Raw genomic sequence first — 25566 nt, forward strand, 5'->3', positions numbered from 1 at the left:
CGGTCCTAGACCTTCTGCCACTGGCTGGAGTTGGTGGCGCTTGCCTCCACGGCGGCCAAAACCCTCTGCACCTGCAGGGCGTCCGCGAAGGACGGCTCGGGCTGGCGGCCCTCACCGAGTGCGGTGACCAGGTCCACCACCTGGTGGGTGAAGCCGTGCTCGTAGCCCAGGCCGTGGCCGGTGGGCCACCAGTTGCCGACGTACGGGTGCTCGGGTTCGGTGACAAAGATTTTCCGGAAGCCGGCGTCCGGGGACTCCGCCGCGTCGTAGAAGGACAGGACGTTCATGTCCTCGAAATCGAAGGCGAGGGAGCCTTTGGTGCCGTTCAGTTCCAGGCGCATGGCGTTCTTCCGGCCCAGCGCGTACCGCGTGGCTTCAAAGACGCCAATCGCACCCGCGCCAGCACCGCCGTCGAACTTTGCGCTGAAGATGGCGGCGTCATCCACGGTGACTTTCCCGCGCGGTGCGTCGCCGCTGAGGTCGCCATGGCCGCCCAGGCCCACAAGGTCGCCGGCAAGGGGACGCTCCGGGACAAACGTCTCGAGCAGCGCCGAGACGCCGCTGATGCTTTGGCCGGTGACCCACTGCGCGGCGTCGATGCTGTGCGCCCCGATGTCGCCGAGGGAACCGGACCCGGACTTGCTCTTGTCCAGCCGCCAGGTCATGGGGGCGTTGGCATCGGAGAGCCAGTCCTGCAGGTACTGCGCCCGGACGTGGCGGATCTCGCCCAGCCTGCCCTGCTCCACGAACCGCCTGGCCAGCGCGAGTGCCGGGGTGCGGCGGTAGCTGAAGCCGCACATGGACATGACTCCCTGCTTGGCGGCAGTCTCCGCAGCGAGGGTCATCCGCTCGGCTTCCTCCACGGAGTTCGCCAGCGGCTTCTCGCACAGCACGTGCTTGCCGGCCTCGAGGGCTGCGATCGCAATTTCGGCATGGGTGTCGCCGGGGGTGCAGATGTCGATCAGGTCGATGTCGTCGCGCTCGACCAGGCGGCGCCAGTCCGTCTCCACCGAGCCCCAGCCCAGCTTGCCCGCGGCTGCCCGGGCGGCCTCGGCGTTCCGGCCGGCGACGGCGGTGAGTTGGGGCTGCAGCGGCAGGTCGAAGAACCGTGGTGCGGTGCGCCAGGCGTGGGAGTGGGCCGCGCCCATGAAGGCGTAACCCACCATGCCGACGCGAAGGGGCTGTGCGGGGGTCATGTGTCTGTCCTTTCGTGGAGGTCCTGGTGGCTACTTGCTGAAGCCGGCGGTGAGGCCGCTGAGCAGCTGCCGGCGTCCCACCACGTAGAGCACCAGGATTGGCAGGGTGCTGAGCACCACCGAGGCGAGCACTGCCGGGATGTTGACGCTGTATTCGCCCTGGAAGGTCCACAGCGCCAGGGGGAGGACGCGCAGGCCCGGGCTCTGGGTGAGGACCAGCGGAAGCAGGAATCCGTTCCAGACGTGCAGGCCGTTGTAGATGGCGACGGTCACGATCGCGGGGCGGGTCAGCGGCAGGGCGAGCCGCCACATCGTCTGCCATTCACTGCAGCCGTCCAGCCGCATCGACTCGAAGAGTTCGTTCGGGACGTCGCGGATGAAGTTGGACAGGATCAGCACGGTCAGCGGGATGGCGAAGGCGATGGAGGGAAGCATCAGCGCCAGCAGGCTGTCGTAAAGGTTCAGCCGGATGATCATCAGGTAGATCGGGATGATGGTGGCCTGCAGCGGGATTGCCAGTCCCATCAGGAACATGCCGTTGACCAGCTTGAGGAACCTGCCCTTGCCCCGGACTATCGCGAAGGCGGCCATGAAGGAAATCAGCACGGTGGGAACGACGGCACCCAGGGTGACGATGGTGCTGTTCATGAAGTACGTGGCGAAGTCGGCTTCGAGGACCATCTGGTAGTTTTCCAGCGTCGGGGACGTGGGAAGCGCCAGCGGATTCTGGCCGAAGTACCCTTCCTGGGTCTTCAGGCTGGTGATGACCACGTAGTACACCGGGATGATGATGATGGCCAGCCAGATCCAGCCGCCCAGGCCGGCCGGGACGTTGAGCCGCCTCATCCGGGAACCGAGCCCCCGCTTGGCGGGGGAGCCGGCCGGGGTGCCCGTGGGAGTTTCCTCCGTGCTGCTTGTCAGGACGGTGCTCACCCTACATTCCTTCCAATTGGCTGCCCTGCTTGTCCTTGCCTCCAAGGCGCTGGAGGAACAAAGCGAGTGCAAGGCCGATGAGTACGAGGATGACGGCGATGACGCTGGCCGGTCCCATGAGGTTGGCCCGGAAGCCCCGCAGGTACATGTCCAGGGCCAGGATCCGGGTGGAGTTGCCCGGGCCGCCGCCGGTGAGGACGAAGATCAGGTCGAAGTACGTCAGGGACCCCACCACCATCAGGGTGGAGGAGGTGATGATGGTGTACTTCAGCTGGGGGAGGGTGATGTGGAAGAACTGCTTGATGGTTCCCGCCCCGTCGATTTCCGCTGCCTCGTAGAGCGACTTGGGAATCTGCCGGACCCCGCCCTGGTAGATGAGCGTGTGGAAGGGGACGAACTGCCAGGCGATCACAAAGATGACGAGACCCAGGGCCAGGTGGGGGACGCCCAGCCAGTCCTGCGCCAGGAAGGGCAGCCCCAGCCCGGTTGCCAGGCCGAAGTTCGGGTCCAGCAGGGCCTTGAAGGCGATGGCGACTGCTGCCGATGAAAGCAGCAGCGGCAGGAAGTACAGCACGGCCAGGGCGGCCCGGTAGCGCTGGCTTCCCGCGGTGAAGACACCCAAAAGGAGGCTGATGGGGGTCTGGACCAGCCAGGAGGCGATCATGATCAGGAACGTCAGCCCCAGGGCGTTGTACAGCCCGGGGTCCGCGAGCACGGAGAACCAGTTGCCCAGCCCCGCCGCCCCGATGGCGCCAATGCCGTCCCAGCTGGCGAAGCTCAGGACCAGGACGCCGGCCAGCGGCACCACGGCGAATGCCAGGAAGAAGAACAGCGCAGGCACGGTCAACCAGGCAAGGGCGGCGTTACGGTCTCCGCCCTTGCCTGGGCCAGTCCCGGCGGGGGTCGCCGGCTTGGTCTTACGGGTGGTGGCCACGGCGTTACTCATTTTCCGAGGGTTGCATTCATGTTCTCGGCGAACTGCTGCGGGGTGATCGACTTCAGGAACAGCTGGTCGATGTTGTTCAGCAGGGCTTCAGCCGCGGTGGGGCTCAGGGCCTGGTCCCATGACTGCTGGAAGTTGGGGGCGTTCTTGGCCAGGTCGTAGACAAAGTTCAGGAAGTCCTTGTCCTCGGAGCTGTTGAGCTTGTCCTCGATGCCGTTGACGATCGGGACGGAGCCGGAATTGATGTAGGTATCGATGACCGTCTCGGTCAGGATGCCGTCCTTGAAGAACTTCTTCGCCGTCTCCTTTTCCGCGTCCGTTGCCTTGGAGGAGATCGACATGTACTGGGCCGGGTTTCCCACGCCGTTCTTTGGATCGCCCTTGCCGCCGGCAACCGTTGGGAACTGGACGAACCCCAGCTTCCCGTCCTGGACGAAGTTCTGGCCGCCCTTCTTCATGGCACCGTAGGTCCAGGAACCGTGCAGCATCATGGCGGCCTTGCCCGTGAACAGCAGGGCCTGGTCCGCATTGGAGTCCGCGGCGATGGACGAGAAGCCCTTGATGAACCCGTCCGCGGAGACGAGCTCCTGGATCTTGGTTCCGGTTTCGATGACGGCGGGATGCATCCAGGAGTCCGGCTTGCCCTCAAAGATGGCAGTGAAGACCTCGGCGCCGCCGATGCGGTCCAGCAGGTATTCCAGCCACATCATGGAGGTCCACCTGGACTGGCCGCCCAGTGAGAAGGGTGCCACGCCCATGTCGTTGAAGGTCTTGACCAGCGACATCACGTCATCCCAGGTCTTGGGCGGCTGGGCGCCGGCCTTTTCGAACAGTTCCTTGTTGTAGAACAGGACGATCGGGGCGACGTACTGGTTGGGCAGTGCGTAGATCTTTCCGTTGACCGTGGCTGCGCCGAACGACGAGGGGAAGAACTTGTCCTTCAGGTCCGGGTTCTCGTCGAACCAGGCGGTGAGATCGTCAACCTGGTTGGCCTCCGCGTAGGTCTTCAGGGTGCCGCCGCCCCAGCCGTAGATGATGGTGGGCGCCTGGCCGGCGCCGATCGCGGTCTTGATCTTGGTTTTGTACGCGTCGTTCTGGAAGTAGGTCACCGCGAGCTTGTTGTCCGGATTCGCGGCGGTGAAGGCATCAACGGCCTTCTGCATGGTGGTCTGGTTGGGTTCGCCGGAGAGGTACCACATGCTGGCGCCACCGCCGCTGCTGGAGGAACCCGGTCCCGACGTTCCGCAGGCAGTGGCCGTCATGGCGGCGAAGGGGGTGAGGGCAGCAAGGGCGAGGAATGAACGCCGGGAGGTCTGGGATTGCTTCATTGCGTCTCCATCTGAGATTGCTTCGTTGCAAATGTAGGCGTGAACTCTACCTGCGGTTTCGAAATATTTCGAACGCGTGATTTAGGTCACGGTCTAAACTAAAGGTCGGGGGTGCGATAGGTCAAGACCCAATTTTCCGGCTTTATTTCGCTGGCACTTCTGGGTCCCTTGACCTGTCTCGCGGAAATCTGAACAATGAGTCAACGAAACTTTTCGAAAGGTCTCAGCAGATGGCAACGAAAATCCCGGAACGGGCCAAGCCGACGCTTGCCTCCGTTGCCCAGCAGGCCGGGGTTTCCGCGCCCACCGTTTCGAAGGTGGTGAACGGCCGCGAGGATGTGTCGCCGGAAACCCGGGCCCGTGTACTGGCCGTGCTTGAGCAGGCCGGATACCAGTCGCCGCTGCAGCGCCGTTCCGCCGGGGAGACCGGCACCGTGATTGAAGTGGTCATCGATGTCCTCGATTCCGCGTACACCATTCAGGTCCTCAACGGCGTGCTGCAGTCCGCGGCCGATGCCGACGTCGAGATCCTGGTCAGCGTTACCGGTCCCGCGGGCCAGGGGCGGCGCAGCCCTGAGCGCCGTGCCCAGCGCATGGTGGACGAGGGCAGGGCCGGAATGATTGTGGTGACCTCAGCCTTCAGCGAGACGCAACTGCACCCTTTCCGGCGCCGCCAGATTCCCGTCGTCGTGATTGACCCGCTGAACCCGCCCTCCGCCGACGTGGTCAGCATCGGGGCCACCAACTGGGCCGGCGGCAAGGCGGCCACGGAACACCTGCTGGAGCTGGGGCACCGCCGGATCGCGTACATCGGCGGCATCGAGAATGCCGAGTGCAACCAGGCGCGGCTGCACGGCTACATGGCCGCACTCATGGCGCATGGCGTGCCGGTGGACCCGCAGTACATCTACTCCGGCGGCAGGTTCCGGCGGGAAAGCGGCGTTAGAGGCCTGCAGGCGCTGCTCGAGCTGGACAAGCTTCCGACGGCGATCTTCGCCGGCAGCGACACCATCGCCCTGGGCATTCTCGGCGAGGCGGGCCGGCACGGCATCCGGGTTCCCGAAGACCTGAGCCTTATCGGCTTTGACGGAACAAACCAGGGCGAGGAGTCGGTCCCGTCGCTGAGTTCCATAGCCCAGCCGCTGGAGGAGATGGGGCGTGCGGCGTTCCGGTCTGTGCTGCGCCAGGCGCGCGGGGAAGTCCTGGATTCGCACCGCGTGGAGCTCGCCACCCACCTGATTGTCCGCGACTCCACGGCACCACCCGCCGCCTGAGGTCCTGCTGATGAAAATCACCAATCTCGACACTGTTGTTGTCGACTTCTACCGGACGAACCTCATCTTCGTCCGCCTGAGCACCGACGAGGGCCTTACCGGCATTGCCGAAGCAACACTTGAAGGCCAGGAGCATGCTGTTCGGGGCGCGGTGGCGGTCCTCGCCGACGCTGTCCGCGGCAAGGATCCCACCTGCATCGCCCGGAACATCTACGAACTTAACCGCGACGCCTACTGGCGCGGGGGTCCCGTGACCATGACCGCCCTCAGCGCCCTCGAAATGGCTATGTGGGACGTTTCCGCACGCGCGCTGGGTGTGCCTGTCCACCGCATGCTCGGTGGCCAGGTCCGCGACCGGGTCCGCGCGTACGCCAACGGCTGGTTCTCGGGAGCAAAATCGCCGGAGGACTTCGCGGACGCCGCCGTGCAGACAGTTGCCCAAGGTTTCCGGGGACTCAAGTGGGACCCGTTCGAGGCCGCTGACCTGACCCTCGAGCCGCGGGAGCTGCGGCGCATGCTCGAGCCCGTCGCCGCTGTCCGGGAAGCAGTAGGCGACGATATCGAGCTGTTCATCGAAGGACACGGCCGTTTCGATGTCCCCACCGCAATCCGGGTTAGCCGTGAAATAGAGCAGTTCCAGCCCGTGTTCTTTGAGGAGCCCTGCCCGCCGGACGGAATCGACTCCCTTGTGGAAATACGCTCGAAGTCGCCAGTACCGATCGCGGCCGGGGAGCGCTGGTTCGGACGGAACACTTTTGTGCCCGCCCTGGCACGGCACGCAGTGGACTACATACAGCCGGACGTTACACACGCGGGGGGCCTGCTGGAGCTGTCATTCATCTCCACGCTGGCGGCAGCCCATTACATCCCCTTCGCACCGCACAACCCGAGCGGTCCGCTCAGCACCGCAGCCACCTTGCAGCTTGGCGCGATGCTGCCGAACTTCCGATACCTGGAAATTATGGCCTCCGACGTCCCGTGGCGCGGAGAGATTTCCAATGAGCGCCTCCGGTTGACCGAGGGGGGTGACATCCTCATTCCCGAGGGCGTGGGCCTGGGCATCGAACTCGACTTCGAGGCGATTGCCGAGCACCCCTACACGCCCCATCCAATGCGGATTTTCCATGATGCTGTGGCTGACATCAGGCCCCCGGACGCCCGGTCCTACTTCAACCTGGACGCCGCGCCGGTCAGCTGAACCATGGCAGGGCTAGGGGTGCTGGAGCCGCACGCGGGACGCTTCAACGGTATTTGCTGAGCTGAATTCCGAGGGGTGGCGCTTCGTCATGCCGGCCCGCCGCTGCTGACGCCTGATGCCTGACGCCCGACGGTGGCGGTGTTAGCCGCGGCGCGTGTAGCCGATTTCGGTGTCGCCCAGGGGTGCCGAGTGCAGGGTTACGTAGCTGCCCTGGGCTTTGCTCCCGGTGCGGGTGCCGCCTCCTGGCAGCGAGATGTAGCCTGCCTCGGTGCGGCGTGAGTCGGCCGGGTGACCGGGCAGGGTGACGTAGCTGCCGCCGCGGGGTGTACCGGCCGCGGTGGCCGGGGTTGCTTTGATGGTGACGGGACGTTCGAGTGTCTGGGTCATGCTGTTCTCCTGATGCGTGAGGTTAGGTGGCTGCGCGTCCGGGATCCCTGCCGTTCCCACGTGCCTCAGACCTGCGGGTGGTCCGCAGGGGGCAATGGGGGTGGGGTTCGATGCAGTGCGGGGAGCCGGCGCAGTGGCGCTCGGGGAACTGTTCACCCGCATACAGCCCGGACAGGGCTTCGATGGCCTGGTATCAACGTTACGGCTTATTTTGAGTGCATCAAAATAAGGTGGCGGAACTCACGGGGGAGCCCCTACTTCTTCGTCAGCCGGTACCGCTCAATTTGCCGCAGCCGCCGCATCAGGCTGTCGCGCCGCGGATGCGGGACGGCGTCGGACGCTTCCGCGGTGAGGTCGATGTGTTTGGTGCCGTACTGCCACAGCAGCAGGTCATCCAGCAGCCGGTCGGGGCCGGGGGAGTAGCGGTGGTCCAGGGCCCTCCGGACCTCGGTGATGCGGTTGGCGCTGAGCAGCCCTGCCAGCTGCATGGTCTGGTTGAGGCCGTGCGCGGCCAGGAGCTCGGCGGCCCAGCCCCAGTCGTCGTCCACCTTGCGGTCCACGTGCGGAAGCAGCGTCCGCCAGACATCCCTGATGCGGTTGGGCGTCAGCGGCGCCGCGCCCTCACCTTCGGCATCCCAGAAACTGCGGACTTCCTCGTAGCGCTCGTGGAGGTCGGCGAAGGCAGTCTCCACCGTCTCCAGCATGGCCGCGGTGGCGGTGAACTGCCGGTCGAAGTGCGGGGTCCAGGCACGCGGGTCCTCCGCCTTGAACCGGATGTCGTGCTCGATCTCGCTCCACGCGTGGGCAAAAATGGTGCGGATCTGGCACTCAAAGAAGTAGCTGCCGTTGGGCACGGCGTCCGGGTTGAAAACCTGCTGGTATTCCTTGACGGCCTCATTCTGGATGGTGCGCAGGATCAGGTGCCGGCTGGAATACCCGTAGGTGCCGGATTCGATGGAACCGATGTCCTTTTCGCGGTCACCCCGGCAGTCGAAGAGCTGGCGCTGGTGCTTGATGATGTTGGCCACCACCGCATTCTCGGCAGGCAGCTTGGTGATCACCCGGATCCCCACCATGTCGTTCAGGGTCCGGAACGGGTCCGGGAACTTCAGGACCGGGGGTCCGCCCGGCTCCAGCGGCTCCTCGATGCGGGAGATCTTTTCCTTGAAGGATTCCACCGTTTTGGTGCGCCCGGTGACAAACAGCGGCGTGACCTCGGAGTCCTTCAGCATGTCCCGCAGGGTCAGCAGGACGTCCCGGGTGACCAGTTTCAGGGCAGGGCGGACGCGCTCGTAGATCTCCACGTTTTGCTCCACGGATTCGCGCAGGCTCGCGTCCAGGCTGTCCCAATGACTCGGCATGGTTCCAGCTTACGGCCGGGCACTGACAGAACGACGGCGGCGGGCGCCTTCAGCGTTCCGCCACGGCCGTGGATCCGCGCACCACCAGTGAACTCTCCAGCGTGACCCCGGCCTGTTCGAGCACCTGGCCTTCCATGAGGCGGCGCAGCTGCTCCCCGGCCTTGAGACCCAAGGGAGTGGCGGGCAGGTGGACGCTGGTGAGGCCCGGATTGCTCGTGGCCGAATACGGAAGGTCATCGAAACCGGCCACCGCCAGCTCCTCCGGAATCCGCACGCCGGCCACGCGGGCCTCCTGCAGCACACCGTAGGCGTGAGTGTCGGTGCCGCAGACAACGGCGGTCACCCCCTCCCGCTGCCACCCCGGCCAGGCGGCGGCGAAGGCTGAAGCCGCCGTGCCGACGTCGATGGTGGTGCTGATAATGCGTCCCGCCCCGACGGTGATGCCGCGGGCAGCCGCCTCCTCCAGGAAGGCTTTCCGCCGGAGCGCAAAGGTTTCCGTGCCCGTGACGCTGTCCACGTACGCCACCTCGCGGTGTCCGGCGTCCGCCAGATGCGCCGCGAGTTCCCGCGCACCGCTTGCCACGTCCAGGTTCACCGACGGCGCGTAGGCCTCCAGCCCGGGCGCGTCCAGCAGCACAACGGGCGACGGCGACGCGAGGTCCTCGAGGAAGCCTGCGCTGGGTGCGTCCACCAGGAGTCCTGCCGGACGCAGGGACATCAGCCGCCGGACGTCGTCGGCCCGGGGCGACTCGCCGGCCTCCGTGACGGACAGCAGCAGCTGGTACTGCGGGCCCAAGGACTCCCGCACGCCGGCGATCACCTTGGCGAAGAACGGGTTGGAGATGTCCGGCGCCACCAGGATCACGATCGAGCTCACGCCCTTGGCCAGCGAACTGCCGATGCCGTCCACCACGTAGCCAAGCTCGGCGATTGCCTCCCGGACCCTGGAAATGTTGTCCTCGGAGACCCGGCCGGCGGTCTTGCCGTTGGCCACCAGCGAGACCGTGGCCGTGGAGACCCCTGCCCGTGCGGCCACCATCGCCGCCGTGATCCGCCGCGAACGCACGGGCTGCTGCAGCTGTTCCGCGGATTCCATACCTCGATCGTAGTAGGCAGCGCACCCGCAGGCTGTCCTCCAAGGCCAGGCATGCCATGGCATCACGCGCCGCGGAAGCGGCCACCGGACAGGAAAATGGGCGCTCCCCGGCGCTCCGAAAAATGGGGGTCATACAGGCCTTCCGGACCGGGGGCTCTGGTGGGACGATGCCCGTATGAGCGATACCAGCCATGCAACAGCGCGGGACCTTGGCCCCCACCAGCACGCCCACGTCGCGCCGACGTCCCAGCAGATCCGGACCGTGGGGCAGCGCCGGCGCGAGGCGGAGGAGAAGCTTGAACAGCACCTCCAGGAGGCCCGCCAAAGGTACGAACAGCACGAGGCCCAGGCCCACCCCGAAACCGGGAAGCCCAGCAAGGTGAAGCGCCACTAAACCGGTACCGTACACACGCGACACCAGCCAGCGCCCCTTCGCGCAGGCGCTGGCATCAAGCGCTTGACCTGCGTGTACGTCAAGCGTTTGACGTGTGCCCCACAACACTGCCATGATCTCTCCTGAACGCTTCAGCTCCCCGCGCAACAAGTGATACACCTGCGCGGGCCCCAACGACGTGGAGATCATCGTGGAACCCACTGCCCCTTCCCTTGACCGGCAATCTTCCGGCCGCAAAAAGATCATTCTTGACTGCGACCCCGGGCATGACGACGCTGTGGCGTTGCTGCTCGCCCACGGCAACCCGGACATCGACCTGCTGGCCGTCACAACGGTGGTGGGAAACCAGACCCTGGAAAAGGTCACCCGCAACGCCCTGGCCGTCGGCACCATCGCCGGCATCACCGGCGTCCCCTTCGCCGCCGGCTGCGGACGCCCCCTGGTGCGCAGCATCGAAACCGCCCCGGACATCCACGGGGACAGCGGCATGGACGGCCCGGAACTTCCGCCGTCGGACATTGACCTGGACCCCCGCCACGCGGTGGACCTGATTATCGACACCGTCATGGCGCACGAGCCCGGCACCGTCACCCTGGTGCCCACCGCCGGCCTGACCAACATCGCCCTGGCCGCCCGCAAGGAACCGCGCATCGTGGAACGCGTGAAGGAAGTGGTCCTCATGGGCGGCGGCTACCACGTGGGCAACTGGAGCGCCGTGGCCGAGTTCAACATCATCATCGACCCCGAGGCCGCGCACATCGTCTTCAACGAAAAGTGGCCCGTGGTGATGGTGGGCCTGGACCTGACGCACCAGGCGCTCGCCACCCCGGACGTCGTGGAGAAGATCGCAGCGATCGGCACCAGGCCCGCGAAATTCGTCACCGAACTCATGGACTTCTTCGCCCACACCTACAAGGACGCCCAGGGCTTCGACCACCCGCCGGTGCACGACCCCTGCGCCGTGGCCTACGTGATCGACCCCAGCATCGTCACCACCCGCAAGGTGCCGGTCGACATCGAGCTGCAGGGCAGGCTGACGCTCGGCATGACGGTGGCGGACTTCCGGGCGCCCGCGCCGGCGGACTGCCACACCAGCGTCGCCGTGGACCTGGACCATGAAAAGTTCTGGAACCTGGTCACCGAGGCCCTGGTCACCATCGGTAATCCGCTCATAGGTGCCGCGCGCACCACAACGGACACGGCCGACGTCGACCGCCAGGAACGTGCCGACCTCACCGCCGGAGGGGTCAAGTAAATGACCGCCACCGTCCTCGAAACCCGGACCGCGAAGGGCAACGTCACCGCCCTGATGGTCGCCCTGCTGGCAGCCTGTGTGGCCTTCCAGCTCAACGCCTCCATGCTCAGCCCCGCCTTGGTGACCATGGGCGAGGAGCTCAACACTGACCAGGCCGTCATCGGCCTCTCCCAGACCTGGTTCTTCACCGCGGCCGCCCTGTTCTCCCTGTTCCTGCCCCGCCTGAGCGACATCGTGGGCCGCAAGAAGATCCTTATGGGCATGATGCTCCTGATGGCCGTGGGGTCCGTCATCGCAGCCCTCGCCCCGGACGTTACGTGGCTCTTCGTGGGCCGCATCATCCAGGGCGTCAGCGGCCCCACCGTTCCGCTCTGCCTCATCATGCTGCGCTCCGCTGTCACCAACCCGCGCAAGTACGGCACCCTCATGGGCCTCATCACGGCCGTCAACGGCGGCGTGGCAGGCGTGGACTCCTTTGTGGGCGGTTACTTTGCCGAGCACTTCGGCTTCCGCAGCATCTTCTGGCTGATGGTGGTCCTGGCGCTGGTTGCCACCGCGCTCATCGCTGTCCTGGCTGGTGAAAGCAAGCCGGGTGCCGGCACCCGGATGGACTGGCTGGGTGTGTTCTTCATCGTGGTCGCCGTGGGCGCGCTGCTCACCGCCCTGAACGAAGGCGCCAAGCTGGTGGGCGCCTTCTCCTCCGGCACCCTGATGCTGAGCCTCACGCTGGTGCTGGTGTCCGCCGCCGCGTTCTACCTGTTCTGGCGGACCGAAAAGCGGGCGAGCCAGCCGATGGTGGAAACCGTGCACCTGCGCCAGCGCTCCACCTGGGCGCCGCTGCTCACCACCACGCTGACCATGACCGGCATCTTCGCCGTCATCAACGGCATTGTCCCCGCCTACGTCCAGGCTGCCGACCCCGGTTTCGGCATCGGGCCCACCGAGATGTCGCTCATCATCCTCACGCCCTACGCGCTGCTCGGCTGGGCGGTGGGGCCCCTCAGCGGCAGGCTCGCCCCGGTGCTTGGCTACACCAAGGTGCTGCGCATCGGCCTCCTGGGCAGCATCGCGGCGCTGGCCATCATCGCGTTCTTCGGCCTGGACAGCCTGCCCCTGATGATCGCCGGCACGGTGTTGCTGGGCATCATGTACGCCGGTACGGTCAACATCATGCTCAACGGACTCGGTGTTGTCCTTTCGCCCGCAGGCAACCCGGGCTTCCTGCCCGGCATGAACGCGGGCGCCTTCAACCTTGGCGCCGGGCTCAGCTTCCTGGTGCTGCCGGCGGTCCTGGTGGCGACGACGGCCCTCGGCGATGCTAAGGCCTCCTACCTGACCGTCGTGGTGGTCGGCCTCGTGCTCACCATCGCGGCGTTCGGCGCCTCGCTCCTGATCCCCAAGCCGGTTGAAGCCGAGGTGGCTGAGTGAGCGCCGCCGTCGAACAGACAGGCCGGATCGTCGTCGTCGGCTCCCTGAACGCGGACCTCACCATCTACTGTGAACGCCTTCCGCTGCCCGGCGAGACGGTGCACGGCAACGGGTTCGCGGTGAACCCGGGCGGGAAGAGCGCCAACCAGGCCGTTGCCGCCAGCCGGCTGGGCGGAAGCGTCAGCCTGGTGGGCGCGGTGGGGGAGGACCCCAACGGCGCCATGCTGCTGTCCTCCGCCGCCGGTGCCGGGGTGGACGTTGGGCGCGTCCGCATATCGTCCGAGCCCACGGGTGTGGCGGTCATCGCGGTCGATGCCGGCGGCGAGAACAACATCATCATCTCGGCAGGCGCCAACGGCACCCTGTCGCCGGCGGACGTGGCGGAGGCCTCGGACGTCCTGGAGCAGGCCGCCGTCGTCTGCCTTTGCCTGGAGGTCAGCCTGGACACGGTGCTCGCCGCCGCACAGGCAGGGCACGACGCCGGCGCAACAGTCCTGCTCAATCTCTCGCCGTACGGCGAGGTGCCGGAGGAGCTGACCGTCCTCACCGATGTCCTGCTGGTCAACGCGCATGAGGCCGCGCTGTTCCTGGGCGGCGACGCCGCTGCCCCGGGCCCCGACGCTGCTGATTCCGAGTGGGACAGGGTGCGCCTGCGGTTTGCGCAGCGGGGGATCCGCCAGGTGCTGGTGACTCTCGGTTCGCAGGGTTCGGTGGTGCTGGACTCTACTGCTCCCGAGGGTTCCAAGGTGGTCCGGATTGCGCCCACCACGGTCCAGGCCGTGGACACCACTGGAGCGGGTGATGCCTTCACCGGTGCCGTTGCCGTCCGGCTGGCCGCCGGGGACGCACTGGCCGGGGCCGCGGAGTTCGCTTCCGTGGCTGCGGCCCTGGCCACCACCCGGAAGGGGACGCAGGCTGCGTACCCGGAGGCGGCTGACGTGGCCCGCCTGCTTGGCGCTTAGGGAGTAAGTTCAGGCGCCGCCGCCGTTCTTGGCGCCGGGTGCCCCCGGAACGTCGGCGGGGCGACCGGTGAACCGGTCCATGGTCCGGTTGATGCCCAGGGTATCCATGAGCCGGTCGAAGGCTCCCACCGGAAGCAGCCGGGCGGCGGGGACCAGGTTCACCAAGGGAGGGAGGACCAGCTTCTGCCGTCCGCTTTCGACGGCGTCCAGCACCTTGGCCGCCACCGCCTCCTCCTTCAGGATGGGGAGGAGGCGCGGGAACCGGGTCCGCACGCCGTCGAACATGCCCGTGTCGATGTAATACGGGCAGACCACCAGGGTGCCGACGCCGGTCCTGCCCGCCCGCAGCTCGGCGCGCAGTGACTCGTTGAAGCCGAACGCTGCGAATTTGCTGGCCGAGTAGTCGGTCTGCCTGGCGACGCCCACCAGCCCGGCCGCGCTGGCAACGGTCACCACGGTGCCGCGGCCGCGGGCGGCCATGCCGGGGAGGAACGCGTGCGTCAACCAGTACAGTGCCAGGACGTTGACCTCGAAGGTCCGCTCAATATCCTCGTCGGCGGCATCCAGGAGCAGTTTTCCCGTGACCACACCGGCGTTGTTGATCAGCACGTCCACCGGACCTGCAGCCCCGGCCGCCGTCTGCACGGCCTCCTTGTCCGCCACATTCACCGTCTGCGTCTCCGCCACGCCGCCGGCGCTGCGGATTTCATCGCGGACCCGCGTCCCGCCGTCGGCCGAAACATCCCAGATGACCACCCGGGCGCCCCGCCGGGAAGCCTCCAGGGCCATGCGGCGGCCCAGTCCGCTGCCGCCCCCGGTGATGAGCACGGTGCTGCCGGAGAGCGCTGTTCCGCCGGCCATCAGCGCAGCCGCCCCATCAGCGTGAGCGCGCCCTTGATCAGCCTGGTGTACCGCTCGTTCCCCATGCCGGGCGGAGGGCCGACGGGAACAAGGCGCTGGCTCGCGACTGTCTGGGCTTCCGTGTACTTCAGGATGCCCTCCCTGCCGTGGCGCCGCCCCACGCCGGAATCCTTCATCCCGCCCATCGGGGCATCGTGCGACGCCCAGGCAGCGGAGTAGCCGTCGTTGACGTTGACCGTCCCGGTGAGAAGGCGCCGCCCCACCTCGCGGCCGTGCCGTGCGGACCAGACGCTGGCGTTGAGCCCGTAGTGGGAGTCGTTAGCCAGGGCCACCGCTTCTTCGTCGCCGTCCACCTGGTAGACGGCCACCACGGGCCCGAAGGTCTCCTCCCGCGCGACCACCATCTCCCCGGTCACGCCGGTGAGGACGGTGGGTTCGTAGAAGTACGGGCCAAGGTCCGGCCGCGCACGTCCGCCCGTGATGAGTTGCGCGCCCTTGGCCAGGGCGTCCTCCACATGCGCGCTGACCCGGTCCAGCTGCCGTTGGCCCGTGAGTGAGCCCATGTCGATGTCCCAGCCCGGTCCGGCACCCAACCGGATCGCTTCAACGTGTTTAGTGAAGGTTGCCAGGAAGTCGTCGAAGACAGCGCGGTGGACGTAGATGCGTTCCATGCTGATGCAGAGTTGGCCGGAGTTGGAGAAGCAGCCCTGCGCGGCACCCCTGGCCGCCTTGTCCAGGTCCGCGTCGGCGAGGACCAGGGTGGCATTCTTCCCGCCCAGTTCGCCCGAAAAGCCGATCAGCCGCTCCGCGCACTGCTGCGCCACCACCTTCCCGGTCCCGGAGGATCCCGTGAACATGAGGAAGTCGGCGCCGCCGACCAGGGCGGGGCCCAGCACCGGCCCGTCGCCTGTGACAATCTGGAACAGGTCCGCGGGAAGTCCGGCTTCCCGCAGCAGCTCCAGGGCGAGCAGCGCGGTGAACGGGGTCTGGGAATCAGGCTTGAGGACACAGGGGTTGCCGGCCAGCAGGGCGGGGATCGCGTCCGAGACGGCGAGGGTCAGGGGATAGTTCCACGGGCTGATGATGCCCACCACGCCCTTGGGGATCCGGTACTCCACTGTGCGCGTCAGGCCCGGCGCCGCTCCCGTGCGGCGGCGCGGACGGAGGAAACGTTCGGCCGTGCGCCGGTAGTAGGCCGCGGTCAGGGCGGCATCGGCCAGTTCCTCGAACGCGTTGAGCCGCGACTTGCCGCTCTCCGCCTGGACCAGGTCCAGGATCTCCGCCTCCCTGTGGAGGAGCAGTGCGTGGAACCGCGCGACGACGGCGCGGCGCTCGCGGAGGGGAACGGCGGCCCACTCCCGCTGGGCTGCCCGGGCGCTTTCGAGGGCGGCCACGACGTCGTCCGGCGTGCAGACGGGGACTGCGCCCACCAGGCTGCCGTCCAGCGGAGAGTAGGAAGCCTGCGTTCCCCGGCCCGGTCCGCAAGTCACCAGGTCCGGCAGGTGGGAAAGAGCCGCAGGCGCTGCAAGCTTTCGGCCGGTTGCTGCCGGCGTGGTTCCCGGCTGGGTGGTGCTGATCATCGTGGTCCCCTTTGGCTGCAATGTAATTCCCGAGCCTAGCCGCAGGAGGGCCGCCGATCCTGGACCGGTAGTCCCGGAAATTCAACTGCCCGGCGGCCGGTACTTGATCTCGGCAGCCTTCTGCAGCGCTTCCATCGTGTCCTCCACGCTCATCAAAACTGTGGTTTCAAACGAGCTCAGCGCGCCGCCGCCGCTGATGGCCAGTGCTACCGCCGCCATGGACACATTGTCCGGTGCTTCCCACAGGTTGTAGCCGTCATGGCTCCCAAAGGCGTACCAAAATCCGTGCAGCTTTCCGCCCACGGATTCGATGTACGCCTGCGCGGCTTTCCGCCGGTCCTCCGGGTTGTTGATCAGCCGGCCCCAGGTCTCCGGCGTGTAGCTGAACTTCGACAGATAGAGTGGCATTTTCCTATCCCTTCATTGGGTTCTGGAGTGCGGATTTACCCAGAATGGCAGTGCACGGATGGCACGGCAACGGCTTTGTCATTGGCTGGCGGTACGCTCGGCACATGGTGCAGCGGCATAGGTATGAGTACGGCGGGGACACCAGCCAGTGGGGCGAACTGTTCCTTCCTGACCTGCCAAACGGCGGTACGGACCGGGGCGTAGTGGTGGTGATCCATGGCGGCTACTGGCGGTCGAAGTACGGGGCCGAGCTGGGGGAGCCGCTGGCCGAGGATCTCGCCGCGCACGGAATGGCGGCATGGAACCTGGAGTACCGCCGGGCAGGGAACGGCGGCGGCTGGCCGCACACGTTCACCGATGTCCTGGCGGGCATCGACAAACTGCAGGAGCTTGCCGCGCCCCATGCCCTGGACCTGGACAGGGTGGTGGCGCTGGGCCATTCCGCGGGCGGGCACCTCGCGGTGTGGGCGGCGGGCCGCGACCGGCTGCCCCGGCTGGGGCTGGTGGGTGAGCACAGCGAGGTTGGAGCGAGGGACGACGGCGTCCGCCTCACCGGGGTGGTGAGCCAGTCCGGCTTGCTGGACCTGGCGGAAGCGGAGAAGATGCACCTCAGCGATGGTGCGGTGGCCAACTTCCTGGGCGGGCCGCCGTCGGAATTCCCCGGCCGGTACCGGTACGCGGATCCGATGGCCGCGCTGCCCTTGGACATTCCCGTCTACGCCGTCCATGCCACGGAGGATGAATCCGTGCCGCTGGCGATGTCCACCTCCTATGTGGAGGCGAGCGGGCCCGGGCCTGTGCCGGCGCGGCTCGTGACGGTGCCCGGGGACCATTTCGGCTTGATCGATCCCCATGCCCCGGCCTACGGAACATGCCGGGAACTCGTCCGGGAGCTGATTCGCTGAGCGCGGCGGAGGCGCAATGAGGCGCGCCGGCCTGCAGTACAGTGGCGGCCATGGACATTCCCTGGCAGCACGGTACCTGGACCAACCCGCCCGTTTCCGCCGTCGAGCACGGCACGGATCTGCTGGTCACTGCCAAGGAGGGCAGCGACGCCTGGCGGGTGACGTCGTACGGCTTCGTCCATGACAGCGAGCACGCGCTTCTGGCGCCATTCCGGCAGGATTCCGCCATGGAGGTGGAATTCACCGCAGGCTTCTCGGAGCAGTTCGACCAGGCCGGGATCTTCGTGCGCGTTTCCGCCGAGCGGTGGGTCAAGGCCGGCGTCGAATTCACCGACGGCGCCTGCCAGCTGGGGGCGGTGGTCACCGACGGGATGTCCGACTGGTCCCTGGCCCCGGTTCCGGCCTGGAAGGGAAGCCGGGTGCTCGTCCGGATCAGCCGCAGCGGCAACGCATTGACCATCCGGGCCAAGGCAGGGGACGGGGCCCTGCAGCTGGTCCGGGTGGTTCCGCTCGATCCTGCGGAGGCAGCCCAGGCGGGCCCCTTTATCTGCGCCCCGACCAGGGCGGGACTGGCCGTGCCCTTCCACGCCTGGCGGACCACGGAACCCGACGGCGCCCTGCACTGACCCCGGCCGGTTGGCCCCTGACACCGCGGCCGCCGTCACGGACAGCGTCAGCTGCGCTCTTTCTGGCAGAGTATGACCATGCTCACTGTTATTGGCGAAGGCCTTGTTGACGTTGTCCAGCGCGCCTCGGGGATTGAAGCCCACGTGGGCGGCAGCCCGCTGAACGTGGCGGTGGGCCTGGCCCGCCTTGACCACCCGGTGCAGTTCATCGGCCGGTACGGCCGCGACGCCTACGGCGATGCGGTCGCGGCGCACCTGCGCGCCAGCTCCGTGATGATTCCAATGGGCCCGGATGACCTGCCCACCAGCGTGGCCACCGCCCTGATTGACGACGACGGCGCCGCCACCTACACGTTCGACCTCACCTGGGAGCTTCCCGGCATCGCCGACCGGTTCGCCTTCATGCTGCAGGGCACCACGCTGCTGCACACCGGCTCCATCGCCACCATGCTGGCGCCGGGCGCCACCGACGTGCTGGCCGCCGTCGAATACGCCCACCCGCACGCCACCATCAGCTTCGACCCCAACTGCCGGCCCAGCATCATCACCGATGTGGACTACGCACGCAGGCATGCCGAGAAGTTCGTCACCCTGGCGGACGTGGTCAAAGCCTCCGATGAGGACCTGGCCTGGCTGTACCCGGACATGGACGTGCTGGATGCCGCGCGCCGCTGGTTGTCCCTGGGCGGATCCGAGGGGCCGGCCATGGTGGTGGTCACGCGCGGTGCCGACGGGCCCTGGGGAGTGTGCCACGCCGGCGAAGCCAAAGTGCCGGCACCCCGGGTTGAGGTGGCGGACACCGTGGGGGCGGGCGACTCGTTCATGGCGGCACTGCTCTCCGGCCTGGTGGACCGCGGCCTGGATGGCGCCCAGAACCGGAAGGACCTGCGCGAACTTCCCGCCGAGGGGCTGGCCGAGCTCCTGGCGCATGCTGCCCGGGCCGCCGCGGTGACGGTTTCCCGGCCCGGTGCCAACCCGCCCACGCGGGCGGAGCTGGACGCCGTCCTGGGGGAGTAGGCAGAACTGGTGGGGCTTGGCGTTACTCCTTGCCCAGCCCGGCAGCCGAGGTCCTCTCGCCCGTTACGCCGTTGAGCGCGGCCAGGTCGAAGATCCCGTTGATATCGGCCTGCTTGGTGGTGCCGGCAGCGACGCCGTCGGCCAGGAGCTTTTCATAGGTTCCGGCAAGCGGGTCCACGGTAAACACGATGTTCTTCAGGGAACGGTCAATGACGTCAGCCTTCAGCTCCGCGCCCTCGGATTCCTTGAGGGCGGCGTTGATGACGCTGGCCTTTTCGCCATCGGCCGCGTCGTTCAGCCATTCGACTGACTTCACGTGGCCCTTGAGCAGCGCCTTCACAGTGTCCGGGTGTTCCGCTGCGAACTTCTGGTTGACGATCAGGATGGTGGTAGGGAACTCGCCCGGTTTGCCGGACAACGAGCCGTCCCAGAGGTCCTTTTCGTCCACCAGTACCTTGGCGCCGGCGGTGAGCGCCAGGCGTGAGGCCCAGGGCTCAGGCAGCCATGCGCCGTCGAGCTTTCCGTCCTGGAAGAGCTTCAGCGTCTGGGCGTTCTCGGTGGGGTTGATGGCCACGTCGCCGCTCCCGTCGACGTTGGTCTTGTAGCCCTGGGAGGCCAGCCAGGCGCGGAGGGCAACATCCTGCGTGCCGCCGAGCTGCGGGGAAGCGAGGGTCTTGCCCTTCAGGTCCGTGGCGGAACTGATCTCCGGCTTGACCACCAGCTGGGCGCCGCCGGCCGCAGCGCCGGCGATGATGTTCACCGATTCGCCGCCGGGCCGGCGTTGAACACCTGGGTGCTGAGTTCGGTGCCGCCGAGCTCCTCCGCGATGTAGCCCTGGCTGACCCCCACCAGGGCGGGCGCGTGGGTGACGTTGCCGAAGTAGCCCAGTTTCAGCTCCGCGGCCGCGTTGACGGCGGGGGCGGCTTCCTGGACTGCGCCAGGGCCTCCGCTGTTGACCGCGGAGGCGACGGCGGCGCCCCCGCCAATGAGGGCAAGGATGCCGACGGCGATTCCCACCTTCAGGCTGAGCAGCCGCTTGGGAGCGGCGGACTGTCCGGCAACGATCCGGGTGGAGCTTTGCTGGGTCTGGGGGCTCTCGGGGCTCTGGCTGGACGGATCTGACACTGGAGTTCCTTTGCTGATGCGGATGCTGAGACGAGATTATGGAGCGCCCGGCAGCGCCGCAATCGGTTCCGTAGCGGGCGTTCACGGGACGTCTCGGTAGCTCAACGGGACCTAGCGCAGCGACAAGAAACGTCGCCGGACGTCTTTTTCCAGGGGCGCCTGAAAGAGTGCCCCCTGTGCAATGGGTTACAAGGGTTGCCGTTCACCGGGGCCTGTTTCCGGGCCTGAAGCGGACGTACGATCAGGCATGGAAAAGCTGAAATTTGAGGTGCAAATCAACGCTCCCGCCCAAGCCGTCTGGGCCACGATGCTCGATGATGCCACGTATCGGGAATGGACGAGCGCTTTCAGCGAGACGGGTTCTTTCTATGAGGGCGACTGGAACCCGGGCAGCGAAATTCGGTTCCTCGGCCCGGACGGCGAGGGGTCCGTGGGAGGGATGATCGCAACAGTTGAGGAAATCAGGCCCCATGAGTTCGTCTCCTTGCGATATCTCGGCCAGATCGTCGGCGGTGGGGAGGACAGGACCAGCGATGCGGCGAAGGAATTCATCGGAGCCCATGAAAACTATTCATTCACCGAAGCCGGCGGCGTGACGAGGGTCGAGGTGGAGCTTGACAGCGTGGACGAGTGGGCATCCATGCTGAATGACACTTGGCCCGTGGCCCTTGCCAAACTCAAGGACCTCGCCGAAGCCCGGGCCTGACCTCCGGCCGTGGACGCCTGGGTGGTTCAAAACAGCAGCCGTTTAGGCGGCTTTGACAAGCGGGAGTTCGTCCCAGTGGGTGGTGTAGCGGGGCGAGCGCATGTTCCGTTTCATGGTCCAGTCCAGGCCCGTTTTGATCCCTCCGTGCCCCAGGCCAATGGAGCCGCGTCCGAAGCGGCTGCTCACGTCTTCCAGGAGGGTGCCGATGCGGCGTTCCTCGTGCCGGTTCTCGAACAGCTCCAGGGGGGATTGGTTGCCGGTGGGCCGCAGGTCCGTGAGCATGAGCCCCACTTTGGCGTACCTCATGCCGTCGCGGATGTTGGGCAGCAGGGCGTGCGCCGCCCGGGTGAGCAGGAGCGGGTCCGCTGTGGGCATCGGCAGCGGGACGCACACCGACGGATAGGACTGTTCCTGCCCGCTGAAGGGCGAGGTGCGGGCAAATGCCGTGAGGACTTTCGCCTGCAGCCCATGTTTGGCCAGCCGCGCGCTCGCATTCTGGCCGTAGATGCTGAGGACCTGCCGCAGCCCGGCAGCGGTGGTGACCGGGGTGGCGAAGGAACGCGAAAAGATCAGCTGGTCCCGGCCCAGGCGTTCCTCCTCCATGGGGATACAGGGTGTGCCGTTGAGCTCCAGGACGGTGCGCATCATGACTACCGAGAACTTGTCCCGGATGGCCACGGGGTCGGCGCGGGCGAGGTCCAGGATGGTGTGGATGCCGATCGCGTTCAGGCGTTTGGCCAGGCGGCCGGCGATACCCCAGATTTCCTCGACGGACAGGCGTGCCAGCAGTTGCTCCCGCACGGCAGCAGGAACGCTGTCCCAGTGGCATACCCCGCCAAACGCGGGGTTGTTCTTGGCCCACTTGTTGCACAGCTTGGCCAGGGTTTTGGTAGGCGCGATTCCAACGCATACTGGCACGCCGACGTTGCGGCGGACGGCGTTTTTCATGGTCCTGCCCAGCGCCAGCAGTTGCTCCGGCCCACCCTTCACCCCGAGGAAGGCCTCGTCGATGCTGTAAACCTCCAACCACGCCGAGTACCTGCTGAGCAGCTCTACTGGTAGCGCCGATTGTTGCTGAGTTGCGTATTCAGCGGCTTCCGACTCTTCTCCCAATGAATGGTGGGGCGCTGATCACCAATGATTGATCAGCGCTTGCTGTATAGTTCAGTACATGCTGACTATTGCTTCGCGCCTCGACGTCATGAACCGGCTCGGCCGGGCCATGGCGGACCCGACGCGCTCCCGGATCTTGATGACTCTGCTGAACGCCCCGAGCTATCAGGCCTTGCTCTCGCGCGAGCTGGAGCTGACCCGCTCGAACGTCTCGAACCACCTGACGTGCCTGCGTGACTGCGGGATCGTGGTCGCCGAGCCTGAGGGTCGCCAGACGCGCTACGAGATCGCTGACCCGCATCTTGCGGCTGCGCTCGTCGCGCTCGTGGATGTGACGCTGGCGGTCGATGAGCACGCGCCGTGTGTGGACTCGTCGTGCACGGTGCCGGGCTGCTGCGGTACAGGGGCGGACGCGTGAGCGCGGCGTGTAGCTGCGAGCACGAGCCTGCCACTGCGGCGGAGGATGAGACCGAAGAGGTGGAGCGGCCCTGGTGGAGGGACCGTGGGATCATGGTGCCGGTCTTCTCCGGTGTCGCGTTCCTGGCTGGTCTGATCCTTGAATGGTCCGGGCTCGAGATCCCGGCGCTCGTACTGTTCTGGATCGGCCTGCTGCTGGGCGCGTCGACGTTCACTCCTGGCGCGATTCGGAAGCTGTTCAAGGGCAAGCTCGGGATCGGGCTGCTGATGACGATCAGCGCGATCGGCGCGGTCATCCTCGGCTATGTGGAGGAGGCCGCTGCTCTGGTGTTCTTGTACTCGATTGCTGAGGCGCTTGAGGACAAGGCGATGGACCGTGCCCGTGGCGGCCTGCGGGCGCTGCTGAAGCTCGTGCCGGAGACGGCGACCGTGCTGCAGAGCGGCGTCTCTGCGCAGGTGCCGGCGAGGGAGTTGACGGTCGGCCAGGTCATGGTGGTCCGCCCGGGCGAACGGATCGCAACCGACGGGATCGTCCGCTCTGGCCGCTCAAGCCTGGACACCTCGGCGATCACCGGGGAGTCGATCCCCGTCGAGGTCGAGCCCGGGGACGCGGTGTCGGCCGGCGCGATTAACAGCTCCGGCGTGCTGGAGGTCGAGGCGACTGCGGCCGGTACCGATAACTCGCTTACGACGATCGTGGAGTTGGTCGAGAAAGCGCAGACGGAGAAGGGCGAGCGTGCGCGTCTCGCGGACCGGATCGCCCGCCCGCTCGTACCCGGTGTGCTGATTCTCGCAGCGCTCGTCGCGATCATTGGGTCACTGCTGGGCGACCCGGAGGTATGGATCACTCGTGCGCTCGTCGTGCTGGTAGCGGCCTCTCCGTGCGCGCTGGCGATCTCGGTGCCGTTGACGGTCGTTGCCGCGATCGGCGCGGCGAGCAAGTTCGGCGTGATCATCAAGTCCGGCGCGGTCTTCGAGCGCTTCGGCACGGTCCGGCACGTCGCGGTCGACAAGACCGGCACCCTGACCCGTAACGAGCCCGCGGTCACCGCGGTCCTCACTGCGAACGGCATTGCCGAGGAGCAGGCGCTGGCTTGGGCGGCGGCTCTGGAGCAGCACAGCACGCATCCACTTGCGGCGGCGATCACCGCTGCAGCCCCGGGTGTTCCCGTGGCCGCGGATGTGACCGAGCAGGCCGGGCACGGCATCGACGGCACCGTCGATGGCGCTCGTATCACGGTCGGCAGCCCCCGCTGGCTCGACGCCGGCGAGCTCGGCGACCGGGTTGCAGGGCTTGAGGAGCAGGGCATGACTGTCGTGATCGTGCACCGCGACGAGGCACCGGTCGCGGCGATCGGCGTCCGCGACGAGCTGCGTCCGGAAGTCCCCGAGGTGGTCCGCACGCTTGCGGATCAGGGCGTCGGCATGACGATGCTCACCGGGGACAACGCCCGCACCGCTCGTGCGCTGGCTGCGCAGGCCGGGATCGCTGATGTGCGCGCGGAGCTGCGCCCTGAGGACAAGACGACCGCGATCGGCGAGTTGTCGAAGGCGGGATCGGTCGCGATGATCGGTGACGGCATCAACGACGCCCCGGCCCTGGCGTCCGCGGACATCGGCATCGCGATGGGAGCGACCGGCTCCGATGCGGCGATCGAGTCTGCGGACGTGGCCTTCACAGGTCATGATCTGCGGCTCATCCCGCGGGCGTTCGATCACGCGCGGCGGGGCCGGCGGATCATCAACCAGAACATCATCCTGTCCCTGCTGATCATCACCGCACTGCTCCCGCTCGCGCTCTTCGGGGTCCTGGGGCTCGCGGCTGTCGTCCTGGTCCACGAGGTCGCGGAGGTCATCGTGATCCTCAACGGCCTGCGCGCCGCACGCACCCGCACACCACGAATGGAAAGCTGATGCTCGCAACCATCGGGTCGGCGATCGGCCTGTTCGCGGCGACCAACATCGACGACATCGTCGTGCTCCGTGCTGTTCCTCGCCTCCAGCCGGGGAAAGCCGCGACCGTGGCAGATCGTCGCAGGCCAGTACCTCGGGTTCATCACACTCGTCGTGATCAGCGTGATCGCCGCGCTCGGTCTCACGATCGTCCCGGACGAATGGGTCGGCTTCCTGGGTCTGATCCCGCTCGGCATCGGCATCTGGACGCTCATTCGCGGCCTGCGCCGTAACGGCGACGACGATGATGACGACTCCAAGATCACCGCGGTCGGACTATGGGGGGTCGCCGGGATCACGATCGCCAACGGGGCCGACAACATCTCCCTCTACACGCCGATCTTCCGCACCAGCTCGCCCGGCGACGTCGCGGTCATGATCGTCGTGTTCCTGATCCTCGTCGCCGTCTGGTGCGCTGCCGGGCGACTGATCGGCACCCACAAGGCCGTCACCGAAACGCTCGAACGTGTCGAGCACTGGCTCGTCCCCGTCGTGTTCATCGGCCTGGGCCTGTTCATCCTCATTGAATCCGGCGTTATCGTCCGTCTCTTCGAGGCCCTCGCATGACCCCGGACACGAATACCGACGTTGAGTCGGCATCGGCGTCGGGAGAGCGTCCGCAGAGAGGACGCTGGCGGCTCACTGCCTGGGCGCTTCTGATCGCAGTGGTCGTCGTCGTGATCGATCAGGGAACGAAAGTGTGGGCCGAGGCCACCCTGTCGGAGCACGAGCGCATCCCGCTGATCGGCGACCTGTTGGGCCTGCAGCTCGCGTACAACCCCGGCGCGGCGTTCTCCTTCGGGGAGAGCTTCACCTGGGTGTTCGCTCTCATCGCCGTCGCGGCCACGGCCACCGCGATCGTGTTCGCGTTCCGGGTCCGACGCCCCGGGTGGGCGATCGTGATCGGTGCGCTCGGCGGGGCCGCTGCTTCGCACGCCGGCGACCGGCTTTTCCGCCAACCAGGATTCGCCCGGGGGCACGTCGTCGACTTCCTCGCCTACGGCAACTGGTTCATCGGGAACCTCGCCGACATCGTGATCGTCACCGCTACGATTGCCGGAGCGCTCCTGATGCTCCGCGGCACCGAGAACTGAGAGGGC

General features: G+C 67.0%; 24 protein-coding genes and 2 pseudogenes. 14 read left to right on the forward strand and 12 right to left on the reverse strand.

Features of this window, described 5'->3' with window-relative positions; all coding sequences use genetic code 11:
• Positions 1 to 5 precede the first annotated feature (5 nt).
• From ACIQF4_RS13145 to ACIQF4_RS13160, 4 genes are read right to left on the reverse strand one after another with little or no spacing between them, the layout of a single operon-like run.
• Positions 6 to 1196, reverse strand: coding sequence for a Gfo/Idh/MocA family protein (locus ACIQF4_RS13145; protein ID WP_400517564.1), 1191 nt, complete (start codon positions 1194 to 1196; stop codon positions 6 to 8).
• Between the two features lie 30 nt (positions 1197 to 1226).
• Positions 1227 to 2129 carry a carbohydrate ABC transporter permease gene (locus ACIQF4_RS13150; RefSeq protein WP_400517565.1) on the reverse strand — a complete coding sequence of 301 codons (903 nt, stop codon included), beginning with the start codon at positions 2127 to 2129 and terminating at the stop codon, positions 1227 to 1229.
• Position 2130: 1 nt separating this feature from the next.
• The gene (locus tag ACIQF4_RS13155) at positions 2131 to 3075 is read right to left on the reverse strand and encodes a carbohydrate ABC transporter permease (protein WP_400517566.1); all 945 of its coding nucleotides are present in this window, start codon (positions 3073 to 3075) and stop codon (positions 2131 to 2133) included.
• Positions 3072 to 4400 carry an extracellular solute-binding protein gene (locus ACIQF4_RS13160; protein ID WP_400517568.1) on the reverse strand — a complete coding sequence of 443 codons (1329 nt, stop codon included), beginning with the start codon at positions 4398 to 4400 and terminating at the stop codon, positions 3072 to 3074. Before ACIQF4_RS13160 ends, ACIQF4_RS13155 begins: the two co-directional genes overlap by 4 nt.
• Positions 4401 to 4630: 230 nt before the next feature.
• Between ACIQF4_RS13160 and ACIQF4_RS13165 the strand changes: the two genes are divergently transcribed.
• Positions 4631 to 5674: a LacI family DNA-binding transcriptional regulator gene (locus tag ACIQF4_RS13165; RefSeq protein WP_231456466.1), complete on the forward strand. Its 1044-nt coding sequence runs from the start codon at positions 4631 to 4633 to the stop codon at positions 5672 to 5674.
• Between the two features lie 10 nt (positions 5675 to 5684).
• Positions 5685 to 6872 carry a mandelate racemase/muconate lactonizing enzyme family protein gene (locus ACIQF4_RS13170; RefSeq protein ID WP_400517570.1) on the forward strand — a complete coding sequence of 396 codons (1188 nt, stop codon included), beginning with the start codon at positions 5685 to 5687 and terminating at the stop codon, positions 6870 to 6872.
• Positions 6873 to 7013: 141 nt separating this feature from the next.
• Here the strand turns inward: ACIQF4_RS13170 and ACIQF4_RS13175 are convergent, their stop codons facing one another.
• The 3 genes from ACIQF4_RS13175 to ACIQF4_RS13185 form a co-directional block, all read right to left on the reverse strand.
• Positions 7014 to 7259, reverse strand: a complete 246-nt coding sequence (locus ACIQF4_RS13175) for a hypothetical protein (protein ID WP_350001495.1) — start codon at positions 7257 to 7259, stop codon at positions 7014 to 7016.
• Between the two features lie 254 nt (positions 7260 to 7513).
• On the reverse strand, positions 7514 to 8620 hold the full coding sequence (locus ACIQF4_RS13180) for a RelA/SpoT domain-containing protein (protein WP_350001493.1): 1107 nt from the start codon (positions 8618 to 8620) through the stop codon (positions 7514 to 7516).
• 49 nt (positions 8621 to 8669) lie between these two features.
• The gene (locus ACIQF4_RS13185; RefSeq protein ID WP_350001491.1) at positions 8670 to 9716 is read right to left on the reverse strand and encodes a LacI family DNA-binding transcriptional regulator; all 1047 of its coding nucleotides are present in this window, start codon (positions 9714 to 9716) and stop codon (positions 8670 to 8672) included.
• A gap of 175 nt (positions 9717 to 9891) precedes the next feature.
• On the opposite strand from ACIQF4_RS13185, the gene ACIQF4_RS13190 reads away from it, so the two are divergent.
• The 4 genes from ACIQF4_RS13190 to ACIQF4_RS13205 all read left to right on the forward strand — a co-directional run bounded on the left by ACIQF4_RS13190 (position 9892) and on the right by ACIQF4_RS13205 (position 13755).
• On the forward strand, positions 9892 to 10110 hold the full coding sequence (locus tag ACIQF4_RS13190; protein WP_350001489.1) for a hypothetical protein: 219 nt from the start codon (positions 9892 to 9894) through the stop codon (positions 10108 to 10110).
• A gap of 190 nt (positions 10111 to 10300) precedes the next feature.
• Complete coding sequence (locus ACIQF4_RS13195; RefSeq protein WP_350001488.1) at positions 10301 to 11365, forward strand: nucleoside hydrolase; 1065 nt, start codon at positions 10301 to 10303, stop codon at positions 11363 to 11365.
• The gene (locus ACIQF4_RS13200; protein WP_400517571.1) at positions 11366 to 12793 is read left to right on the forward strand and encodes an MFS transporter; all 1428 of its coding nucleotides are present in this window, start codon (positions 11366 to 11368) and stop codon (positions 12791 to 12793) included. It abuts the gene before it with no gap.
• Complete coding sequence (locus ACIQF4_RS13205) at positions 12790 to 13755, forward strand: ribokinase (protein WP_350001484.1); 966 nt, start codon at positions 12790 to 12792, stop codon at positions 13753 to 13755. The genes ACIQF4_RS13200 and ACIQF4_RS13205 overlap by 4 nt, the downstream gene beginning before the upstream one ends.
• Positions 13756 to 13764: 9 nt before the next feature.
• Here ACIQF4_RS13205 and ACIQF4_RS13210 read toward each other — a convergent pair whose 3' ends face one another.
• The 3 genes from ACIQF4_RS13210 to ACIQF4_RS13220 form a co-directional block, all read right to left on the reverse strand.
• Positions 13765 to 14616: an SDR family oxidoreductase gene (locus tag ACIQF4_RS13210; protein ID WP_350001483.1), complete on the reverse strand. Its 852-nt coding sequence runs from the start codon at positions 14614 to 14616 to the stop codon at positions 13765 to 13767.
• On the reverse strand, positions 14616 to 16196 hold the full coding sequence (locus ACIQF4_RS13215) for a succinic semialdehyde dehydrogenase (RefSeq protein WP_400517573.1): 1581 nt from the start codon (positions 16194 to 16196) through the stop codon (positions 14616 to 14618). The genes ACIQF4_RS13210 and ACIQF4_RS13215 overlap by 1 nt, the downstream gene beginning before the upstream one ends.
• A gap of 81 nt (positions 16197 to 16277) precedes the next feature.
• Positions 16278 to 16604, reverse strand: coding sequence for a GYD domain-containing protein (locus tag ACIQF4_RS13220; RefSeq protein WP_350001479.1), 327 nt, complete (start codon positions 16602 to 16604; stop codon positions 16278 to 16280).
• 104 nt (positions 16605 to 16708) lie between these two features.
• Here ACIQF4_RS13220 and ACIQF4_RS13225 point away from each other — a divergent pair, with 104 nt between their 5' ends.
• The 3 genes from ACIQF4_RS13225 to ACIQF4_RS13235 are packed head-to-tail and all read left to right on the forward strand — an operon-like array spanning position 16709 to position 19152.
• On the forward strand, positions 16709 to 17509 hold the full coding sequence (locus ACIQF4_RS13225; protein WP_350001478.1) for an alpha/beta hydrolase: 801 nt from the start codon (positions 16709 to 16711) through the stop codon (positions 17507 to 17509).
• Positions 17510 to 17559: 50 nt separating this feature from the next.
• Entirely contained in the window at positions 17560 to 18135 is a 576-nt protein-coding gene (locus ACIQF4_RS13230) for a DUF1349 domain-containing protein (RefSeq protein ID WP_350001477.1), read from the forward strand.
• Between the two features lie 51 nt (positions 18136 to 18186).
• The gene (locus tag ACIQF4_RS13235) at positions 18187 to 19152 is read left to right on the forward strand and encodes a carbohydrate kinase (protein ID WP_400517576.1); all 966 of its coding nucleotides are present in this window, start codon (positions 18187 to 18189) and stop codon (positions 19150 to 19152) included.
• Between the two features lie 22 nt (positions 19153 to 19174).
• On the opposite strand, the pseudogene ACIQF4_RS13240 reads toward ACIQF4_RS13235, so the two are convergent.
• Positions 19175 to 20277, reverse strand: a pseudogene (locus ACIQF4_RS13240) (ABC transporter substrate-binding protein).
• 247 nt (positions 20278 to 20524) lie between these two features.
• On the opposite strand from ACIQF4_RS13240, the gene ACIQF4_RS13245 reads away from it, so the two are divergent.
• Positions 20525 to 20983, forward strand: coding sequence for an SRPBCC domain-containing protein (locus ACIQF4_RS13245; RefSeq protein ID WP_400517574.1), 459 nt, complete (start codon positions 20525 to 20527; stop codon positions 20981 to 20983).
• Positions 20984 to 21025: 42 nt separating this feature from the next.
• Here the strand turns inward: ACIQF4_RS13245 and ACIQF4_RS13250 are convergent.
• Positions 21026 to 22051, reverse strand: a pseudogene (locus tag ACIQF4_RS13250) (DUF4113 domain-containing protein); the annotation flags it as partial.
• A 103-nt stretch (positions 22052 to 22154) separates the two neighbouring features.
• Here ACIQF4_RS13250 and ACIQF4_RS13255 point away from each other — a divergent pair.
• From ACIQF4_RS13255 to ACIQF4_RS13270, 4 genes are all read left to right on the forward strand, one after another.
• Positions 22155 to 22514, forward strand: a complete 360-nt coding sequence (locus ACIQF4_RS13255; protein ID WP_400517871.1) for an ArsR/SmtB family transcription factor — start codon at positions 22155 to 22157, stop codon at positions 22512 to 22514.
• On the forward strand, positions 22511 to 24427 hold the full coding sequence (locus ACIQF4_RS13260) for a heavy metal translocating P-type ATPase (protein ID WP_400517873.1): 1917 nt from the start codon (positions 22511 to 22513) through the stop codon (positions 24425 to 24427). Before ACIQF4_RS13255 ends, ACIQF4_RS13260 begins: the two co-directional genes overlap by 4 nt.
• A 69-nt stretch (positions 24428 to 24496) precedes the next feature.
• Positions 24497 to 25033, forward strand: a complete 537-nt coding sequence (locus ACIQF4_RS13265) for a cadmium resistance transporter (protein WP_400517875.1) — start codon at positions 24497 to 24499, stop codon at positions 25031 to 25033.
• A complete protein-coding gene (locus ACIQF4_RS13270) occupies positions 25030 to 25560 on the forward strand; it encodes a signal peptidase II (protein WP_036297873.1) in 531 nt (176 codons plus the stop codon). The genes ACIQF4_RS13265 and ACIQF4_RS13270 overlap by 4 nt, the downstream gene beginning before the upstream one ends.
• The last annotated feature ends 6 nt before the right edge of the window (positions 25561 to 25566 follow it).

It is taken from the genome of Pseudarthrobacter sp. NPDC092202 (assembly GCF_044755505.1).
Taxonomy (GTDB): domain Bacteria; phylum Actinomycetota; class Actinomycetes; order Actinomycetales; family Micrococcaceae; genus Arthrobacter.